Source organism: Prosthecobacter sp. (assembly GCF_029946185.1).
In the GTDB taxonomy this organism is placed as follows: domain Bacteria; phylum Verrucomicrobiota; class Verrucomicrobiia; order Verrucomicrobiales; family Verrucomicrobiaceae; genus Prosthecobacter.
Genome location: NZ_JAQSEA010000032.1, coordinates 1 through 7605, shown reverse-complemented (window position 1 = coordinate 7605; position 7605 = coordinate 1). Strand labels below are relative to the sequence as shown.

At 59.3% G+C, this 7605-nt stretch carries 7 protein-coding genes and 2 pseudogenes; all 9 read right to left on the bottom strand.

Features of this window, described 5'->3' with window-relative positions:
• Positions 1 to 802 (bottom strand): annotated as a pseudogene (locus PSV43_RS01910) (acetate/propionate family kinase); the annotation flags it as partial.
• Between the two features lie 73 nt (positions 803 to 875).
• Positions 876 to 1286 carry a hypothetical protein gene (locus PSV43_RS01905; protein WP_300193110.1) on the bottom strand — a complete coding sequence of 137 codons (411 nt, stop codon included), beginning with the start codon at positions 1284 to 1286 and terminating at the stop codon, positions 876 to 878.
• Positions 1287 to 1304: 18 nt separating this feature from the next.
• Positions 1305 to 2015, bottom strand: coding sequence for a PRC-barrel domain-containing protein (locus tag PSV43_RS01900; protein ID WP_300193108.1), 711 nt, complete (start codon positions 2013 to 2015; stop codon positions 1305 to 1307).
• A 40-nt stretch (positions 2016 to 2055) separates the two neighbouring features.
• Positions 2056 to 2631, bottom strand: coding sequence for a hypothetical protein (locus PSV43_RS01895; RefSeq protein ID WP_300193106.1), 576 nt, complete (start codon positions 2629 to 2631; stop codon positions 2056 to 2058).
• A gap of 58 nt (positions 2632 to 2689) precedes the next feature.
• Positions 2690 to 2870: pseudogene (locus PSV43_RS26105) on the bottom strand (hypothetical protein); the annotation flags it as partial.
• Positions 2871 to 2887: 17 nt separating this feature from the next.
• Positions 2888 to 3841: a DMT family transporter gene (locus tag PSV43_RS01885; RefSeq protein WP_300193102.1), complete on the bottom strand. Its 954-nt coding sequence runs from the start codon at positions 3839 to 3841 to the stop codon at positions 2888 to 2890.
• A 12-nt stretch (positions 3842 to 3853) separates the two neighbouring features.
• On the bottom strand, positions 3854 to 4042 hold the full coding sequence (locus PSV43_RS01880) for a YHS domain-containing protein (protein WP_300193100.1): 189 nt from the start codon (positions 4040 to 4042) through the stop codon (positions 3854 to 3856).
• Between the two features lie 2 nt (positions 4043 to 4044).
• On the bottom strand, positions 4045 to 6279 hold the full coding sequence (locus PSV43_RS01875; protein WP_300193098.1) for a copper-translocating P-type ATPase: 2235 nt from the start codon (positions 6277 to 6279) through the stop codon (positions 4045 to 4047).
• Positions 6276 to 7580, bottom strand: a complete 1305-nt coding sequence (locus tag PSV43_RS01870; RefSeq protein ID WP_300193096.1) for a M48 family metalloprotease — start codon at positions 7578 to 7580, stop codon at positions 6276 to 6278. The genes PSV43_RS01875 and PSV43_RS01870 overlap by 4 nt, the downstream gene beginning before the upstream one ends.
• Between the last annotated feature and the right edge of the window lie 25 nt (positions 7581 to 7605).

Below are 7605 nucleotides of genomic sequence, written 5' to 3'. Positions count from 1 at the left end.
TGATCATTTGGCCGAACTTGGCAGGGGTCATCTTTTCATTGGTGGACAGAAACGTCAGCAGTCCAGGGTCGAGGTCTCCAGAGCGTGTGCCCATGACCAGACCGGATGCGGGTGTGAAGCTCATGCTGGTGTCCAGGCTCTCACCATCAGACACGGCAGCCAGACTGGCCCCGTTGCCCAGATGGGCCAGGATCACACGACCCTTCTTTGCCGCAGGGTCGCCGAGGTGCGCGAGTTCCTCCATCAAGTAGGTATAAGACAATCCGTGGAAGCCGTAGCGTTGGATGCCCATGGCTTCATAGCGCCGAGGAATGGGCAGCAGCTTGGCGACGCGCGGCATGGTGCTGTGAAAAGAGGTGTCGAAGCAGGCCAATTGGGGAAGATTGGGATACCTGTGATGCAGCGCCTGGATGAGATCCAACTCCTGCGGCAGGTGATTCGGGGCGTGGTCCATGATGCGGTAGATCTCCCCGATCAATGCGGTGGTGATCTGGGTGGGCTCGGCGTGAGCCATCCCGTGGACGACACGATGCCCAACCGCTCGAATCGAGTCGAAGACGTGTCGTTGTTCGAGCCAGTCGATCAGAAATTGAATGGCCGCTGAGTGGTTGGCCGTTGCAATCGAGAGGCTTTCCGACTCATCGCTGGCTGGGTCATGGAAGATGAGATGAGTCCCTTCAAGACCGATGCGATCAATCTTGCCATGAAGTTTCAGTGGCAGAGAATCACCAACCTGATAGACGGCAAATTTGATGCTCGATGAACCGGCGTTGACGGTGAGGATACAGGGAATGGTGGGCATCCTGGAGGACGGCTAGGAGGTGATCGGCAGATCGGGCAAAAGCGCTTTTCGCGGACGTTTCACTCCAGCCTTTTCATTGGTCTTGGTCATCTTTCTCTTCGCTAGCCCTCGCAGCTTGGAGCATTTGATCATGCTCGGCCTCTCTCACACCCTCATCGACGAGAGCTTCGGCATCACTGCGCCCTTCCGAATCTTCATCGTCGCTGGTAATCACGGCTGCCCGATGGCCGGAAGAGCCGGGGAGCGGATCCCAGCGTTCGGATTCAGGTGCTGATTCAAGCAACGCCTCCTGCGGGTCCATTTCGGGTTCGCCAGTCAATTCACGTTTGGCCTGTTCCCAGTCAGACTTCGAAGCGTCCTGCCCGGAACGACCATCAATGACGGCAAGCTCCACGGCACGCTCCCGCAGCATCTTGCGCGAGACCTCGCCAATCCCCTGAGCGTTCTCGGTCAGAACGCCCTTCTTGAGTAAGTTGATGTTCATAAGAGTTTGTGGTTCAAATCATGGATGGGTTGTGAGGAGGAGTTCGTTTCCCACCGCCTGCGTGACTTTGCTTTTGGGCACATCCAAAAACACGGTGGACGATTCGTAGTCGATGCGCGCAACGCGCTGCGCCTGCACCCGCAGCAGCGGGGTTTCACGCCACTGACCGGGTTCGATGATGACTTCACTGATGGCCCATGTTTTGCCATCCACTACGAAGCCATGCACCTTGCCCATCTCGCCGTCGGCGGACTCCACGCGATAGCCGGTGATGGCCTGCGTGCTGCGCAGATGAATGTCGTCGCGTTGATTGTGACCGTGATGCGAGTGGTCCTCTTGCAGTGGCTCCGGTGTGAAGGCCGGAAAGCCCGCAGCACCCAGCATGCCACCATCCCAATAATTCGGCCAGCCATAGTAGCTGTAGTATTGCTCTTCGTACTGCCGGGTCACCGTGCGGTGCGTCTCAATGGCAGGACTGTCTTCGATCTGCTGCCGCGTCAGGTTCACGCGGAGATGGGCAGCATCGCCACTGGCATCGTCCAGGGCCGCCGTACCAAATACGTCTGGCGAGAGCAGCACCTGCCGTCCCGACAACCAGCCGCCCGTGTCTGCGACGAGGTAGCGGATCTGCCAGTTCTGATCGTCAAAATAGAAGTCCTTCACCTTGCCGATTTCGTCGTCTATCGCGCTAAGTTTCAGTCCGTAGAGATGTTCGAGTTCTTGTTTCATAGCCGGGGGTGCCTCGCGGCGGTTTGGATTGTGTGTGCCGTTAGACCGATGCACAGCATGCCTTGCTGTCCGTCTCGCAGCAGGAGGCGGCCGCCAACGCCGTTGGCGCAGCGCGGGTGATCACCTCACGTGCCAATTTTAGCTCCTCAGTGCTGCCATGCGCGATCAGCAGGAATTTATCCGCCTTCAAAGCGGTTTCGTATTGCAGGATGCTGTCCTTCGGAATGCCCAGGCTGTAGAGCCCCGCCCCGAGAGCGCTTAGGCCACCCATCACCACAGCGCCTTCCAGTCCTCCCACAAGGGTCGCCACCAACGGACCCGCCATGACCAACGGCCCAATGCCTGGAATCATGAAGAACGCCGAGCCGAACAACATGCCCCAGATACCACCCCAAAAGGCACCGTTGGAGCCCCAGAATTTCATGCGATCACCCGCATTGTAGTAGCCCACGACGTTTTCATCCGTGTGGTATTGGCGGCCCACGATGGAGAGCTTTTGCAGATCAAAGTGAGAGAGCTGGAGTTCCTTGATCGCCGCCTCCGCTTCGACATGGGAGTTGAAGATGGCGACGATGGATTCGCTGGCGGCTCCTGTAAGGGGACTTGGTTGGGTCATGTGCCGACACTCGACCCCGGCACGATGAGTTGCGATGGGGTGTAACCCTACTTTGTCCTCACCGCTTCACATGCCGCAGCCGCAGCGCATTGGTGATGATAGACACCGAACTCAGGCTCATCGCCGCATCCGCGATGATCGGACTGAGCAGCAGTCCGAAGAACGGGGTAAAGCACACCGGCGGGGATGCGGATGCCGAGGACATTGTAGAGGAAGGCGAAGACGAGATTCTGCCGTATGGTTGACGTTGCTGCGGCTAGGTAGGAGGCCTCCCACGCTGTGGATTGAACCGCCTCGCTGCTCCAAACCAACCCTCAAACACGGACAGCGCGACGGCCGTTAAGATCAACGCCACGCCGCCCGCCTGCAACGCGTCCAAGCGTTCTCCAAAGCCGCCCATGGCGATCAACAGCCCGAATACCGGGACCAGGAACAAATACAACGACAGACGGCCGACCTCCGCTCGTTGAAGCAACCAGAACCAAAGCCAGGTGCTCAACGCTGTGCCAGCCAACGCCAGGAAGAGCAACAGACCGATAAAACCGCCCGTCCACATGATCGTTCCATGCGGTTCAAACACCGCCGACAAACCGAGCAGCACCACGCTTCCGGCGACCAGTTGCCAGGCTGTCAGTGACATGAGGTCGTTGCCGGGGTGAAGTCTTTTCACAGTCACGCTGGACACGGCCGCACTGGCCGAAGAACCCAACGCCAACATCGCACCGAGTAGAGGATGCCCGGGTTGTTCGCGCAACGTAGGCAAGGCCATCAGGCTCACTCCGGCCAATCCTAAGCCCAGCGCAAACGCCTTGATCAGACCGATTTTCTCACCCAAAAACAGCGCGGCAAGCACGATGATGATGTGCGGTTGCGTGTTGCCCAATACCGAAGCGATGCCCGCGCCAGTGTAGGCCGGGCTGGCAAACATCGCCCCGAAAGTCAACGTGGTGGCCAGCACTCCCAAGGGCAGAATCCATCGGGCCAACCGCGCTTCCGGCCACAGCGGTTTTCGGCGAATCACCAGCACCAGCAGCAACGCCAGCCCGCCCAGCAACGTGCGCGCTCCCGCAAATCGCAACGATGGTGCAAACTCCAGACCTACCTTGATCGCCGGGTAACACGCGGCCATCGGCGCGATGACGACGAGCATCAACCACGCTTGCCGGACGGGCGAAAGCGGAGCTTTAGAGAATTGGCGATCATCTTCCATGCTACTGCGGCTTTACCCGCAGCAGCAGTCACCGGATTTTTTGTCAGGCTTGGCATCGGCGGGAGTGGACAGGAATTTCTCCCGGCAGTGCTCGCCGCAGAAGTAGAACGTCTTTCCATCGCGTTCGGCATGGATCGTGGTGGTGGTATCCACGGTCATGCCGCAGACGGGGTCGATTGCTTCGGTTTTGGATGGGTTCATGGTCATGTTTCTTTCTTGGTTGTTTTTGTTTCAGTCTGATCTTTGCGCGCAGATTGTTCCTTGTCGCTCGGTGAGCCTTGTTCTCCGCCTTTCTTCTGAGGATCGGTTTTGATTCTCAGCAATCGGGCATTGATGGCCACAATCACCGTGCTCGCGGCCATCAGCCCGGCACCCACGGCGGGTGTGAGCAGCACGCCCCACGCATAAAGCGCCCCGGCCGCCAGCGGGATGGCGAAGACGTTGTAGCCCGCGGCCCAGACTAGGTTCTGCATCATCTTGTGATAAGTGGCGCGGGAAAGTTTCAGGATCGCGACCACATCCGCCGGATTACTTCTCACTAGAATGACATCGGCGGTTTCGACCGCGACATCCGAGCCGGCTCCGATGGCGATTCCCAAATCCGCCTGCGCCAATGCGGGGGCGTCGTTCACGCCGTCGCCTGTCATGGCGACCAACTCGCCGCGGGCTTGGACCTCTTTTACTTTGGCGGCCTTATCCTGCGGCAGAACTTCGGCGAAGTATTCATCCAGACCGATCTGGTCTGACACCCATTTGGCGGTCGCTTCGTTATCGCCGGTCAGCATCAGGCAGCGAATCCCCATTTCCTTGAGTGTCGCGACGGCCTGCTTCGATTCGGGCCGGATGATGTCGGCCAGGGCCATCGCTCCTTTCAGCGCTCCGTCCACGAGGACAAATACCACCGTCTTGCCTTGCCCTTGCAGTTGCTCGACGCGTTTGTCCGTCATCTCGATGTTCTGTTCGCGCAGAAAGCCCGGACTCACCACCTTGATCTCTTTGCCTTCGACCCAGCCTTCCGCGCCTTTGCCGGCAATGCCTTTGAAGTTTTCCACCGGCGATTTTTTCTCGGAAGCGCCGGCAATGGCTTTGGCAATGGGATGTTCGGAATTCGCATCCACCGAAGCCGCGTAGCGGCGCAATGTTTCTTCGTCGATGTCCTGTGAAAGAAGGAGCGTGTCCGTCACGCCAAAGCGACCTTCCGTGAGCGTGCCGGTCTTGTCGAAGATGATGGCTTTCAATTTTCGGGCTCCCTCGAACGCGACGCGGCTGCGAATCAAAAGGCCGTTCTTTGCGGCGAGTGCGGTCGATACGGCCACGACCAACGGCACCGCGAGACCCAGAGCGTGCGGACAGGCGATGACCATGACGGTGACGGCGCGCTCGATGGCGAAGGCAAAATCTTTGCCCATGAGAGTCAGCCAAATGATCAAGGTGATAGCGCCGCCGCCCAGCGCCACAATGGTGAGCCAAAGAGCGGCGGTGTTCGCGAGGTCCTGGGTTTTCGATTTACTCTCCTGAGCTTGTTTGACCAGGTCGATGACCTGCGACAGGAAAGAATCCTTGCCCGTGCCTTTCACCTCGATGGTGAGCGAGCCTTCACCATTGATCGATCCGCCAATGACTTTGCCGCCTGTCTCTTTGGGGGCCGGAGTCGATTCGCCTGTTAGCATGGCTTCATTGACCGAGCTTTCTCCTTCCACGATGACACCGTCGGCGGGAATCTTTTCGCCAGGTTTGATCAGGACTTTGTCGTCCACAGCCAGTTTGCTGAGTGGCACGTCTTTCACGCTGCCGTCGGGCATGAGTTTGTGGGCGTCGGAGGGCATGAGTTTCGCCAGTTCCTCCAGAGCCTTGGAAGCGCCCATCACGGATTTCATTTCAATCCAGTGCCCGAGCAACATGATGTCCACGAGCGTGGCCAGTTCCCAAAAGAACATCTTGCCGGTCAGGCCGAAGACGACGGCGCTGCTGTAGAGATACGCAGTGGCGATGGCGACGGAGATGAGGATCATCATTCCCGGCTTGCGGGTCTTCAGCTCATCGAACAGCCCTTTGAGAAAGGGCCAGCCGCCATACCAAAAGACGGCGGAGGAGAAACCGAATAGAACGTAAACGTCGCCGGGAAAATGGATCGCTTCCCGAAGACCGACCAACTTTTGGAGCATCGGCGAGAGGACAAGAATCGGCAGGGTCAGGACCAGCGAGATCCAGAACCGATTGCGGAAATCCGCCGCCATGTGCGCATGATGATCGCCGTGACCTTTATGTTCATCCGCGCCGTGGCCCGACATCTCGGCTTCAGCCGCCAACCAATTCTGCTTGGCGTGCCCTTGTGGACGCCCCTCTTTTTCGTAGAGGGCGTAGGCCTTCTTGGCAACCTCGTCGCGCGCCGGCATGGTTTCGGTCTTATCTTTGGTTGCGTGTTCGTGTTCTTTCATAGGGTGTCTCCCGGCATGTTTTGACTTTCCGAAATCTGCACAAACGGCGGGATCGGACAATCCAGCGTGTCGGCGATGGCGCGGAGCAATTCGGCTTCGCGTTCCTGGATCAAGCCATCCTCGCCGACGACCTGCACGCAGGCTTCGAGCAGATTCTTTTTGATCTGCGGCGCGGCCAGCGCGAGGCGATCAAGTGCGGTATCCAGTTGTTGCAGCCCGGATTTTTCGCGCGGCAGGAGTTGCAACCCGTTGGCCTTCGACTCCAGATAGGGCGCGCCGGCCCGGAATGCCTTTTCGATTTCTCCGGAGTCGCTGCTGCTGACGTTCGCCAACGCCGAGAGCACGACGCTGCAATCCGGCACGAGCGGTTTGAGCGTGTGGTATTGAATGGAGGTCGGGCGGATTTCGCCCGACTGCGACGCGAGGTGGCGGCGGACGATTTTCTGCAGAACGAATTCAAAGATTTTAATTTGCCCGTCGCTCTCGATGAGCCATTGCAACGGCTGGCTGAATTGCTCGAACTCGTCGGGCCGCAGGTGACGTAGGGCGGGCAAGGCGAGGTTCACGAGCGGCAGCCGGGCGCGAGCGGCGATGGGCGCGACTTCAGACCAAAGGGCGGCGGTTTTGTCGCCTATCCCCGCCGCAGCTCGCGTGGCCAGTTCTGTGAGTTGCTTCGCGCGCAAGATTTCGTCCGGGCTGAGGAGCATCGCGTAGATGAGCGCGGTGGCGTCGAGCGGTTCGCGAGCGGCGGACTGGACCTTCTCTGAGAATGAATTCCGCAACTCCTCGGCGTAGCGCAGATGCAACGGCATTGGCTTGCCCAGATTTGGGAGCACGGCCCCCATCAGGACGGCATTGGTGGCGAGTCCCACGCCGCCAGACCCCGCGCCGGGAAGCTGTGGAAGCGGAGATCGTGATGACGCTGGTTTCGCCGCCTCGCGCGCCGATTCTGCTGCCACCGTCGAGGCGTTGGCGGTCTTGAATTTTCCGTCCCAACCGGGATCAATGGCGTGGATGCGCTCGGCGAGCGGCGGATGGGTGGCCATGATGCCAAGGAAAGGTTTGCCCAGGCCGTTGCCGAAAAACATGTGGCTGGCTTCCCCGGCGTGAGCGGATTCGAGCTTCGAGCCGGCACCGCCGATCTTTTGCAGCGCACCGGAGAGCCCTGCCGGATTGCGGGTGAACTGAATCGAGGATGCATCGGCCAGGAATTCCCGTTGCCGGCTGAGCGCGGCCTGAATGAGGCGGCCAAAGAAGACGCCGATGGCACCGATGACGATCAGGGCCAGTCCCAGGAGCATCAGCGGATTCCGGTCTCTACCTCCA

Excerpts from the sequence above, each read along its gene's own strand:
- PSV43_RS01905 (WP_300193110.1), bottom strand. The coding sequence starts at position 1,286 with ATGAACATCAACTTACTCAAGAAGGGCGTTCTGACCGAGAACGCTCAG.
- PSV43_RS01900 (WP_300193108.1), bottom strand. The coding sequence starts at position 2,015 with ATGAAACAAGAACTCGAACATCTCTACGGACTGAAACTTAGCGCGATA.
- PSV43_RS01895 (WP_300193106.1), bottom strand. The coding sequence starts at position 2,631 with ATGACCCAACCAAGTCCCCTTACAGGAGCCGCCAGCGAATCCATCGTC.
- PSV43_RS01885 (WP_300193102.1), bottom strand. The coding sequence starts at position 3,841 with ATGGAAGATGATCGCCAATTCTCTAAAGCTCCGCTTTCGCCCGTCCGG.
- PSV43_RS01880 (WP_300193100.1), bottom strand. The coding sequence starts at position 4,042 with ATGAACCCATCCAAAACCGAAGCAATCGACCCCGTCTGCGGCATGACC.
- PSV43_RS01875 (WP_300193098.1), bottom strand. The coding sequence starts at position 6,279 with ATGAAAGAACACGAACACGCAACCAAAGATAAGACCGAAACCATGCCG.
- PSV43_RS01870 (WP_300193096.1), bottom strand. The coding sequence starts at position 7,580 with ATGCTCCTGGGACTGGCCCTGATCGTCATCGGTGCCATCGGCGTCTTC.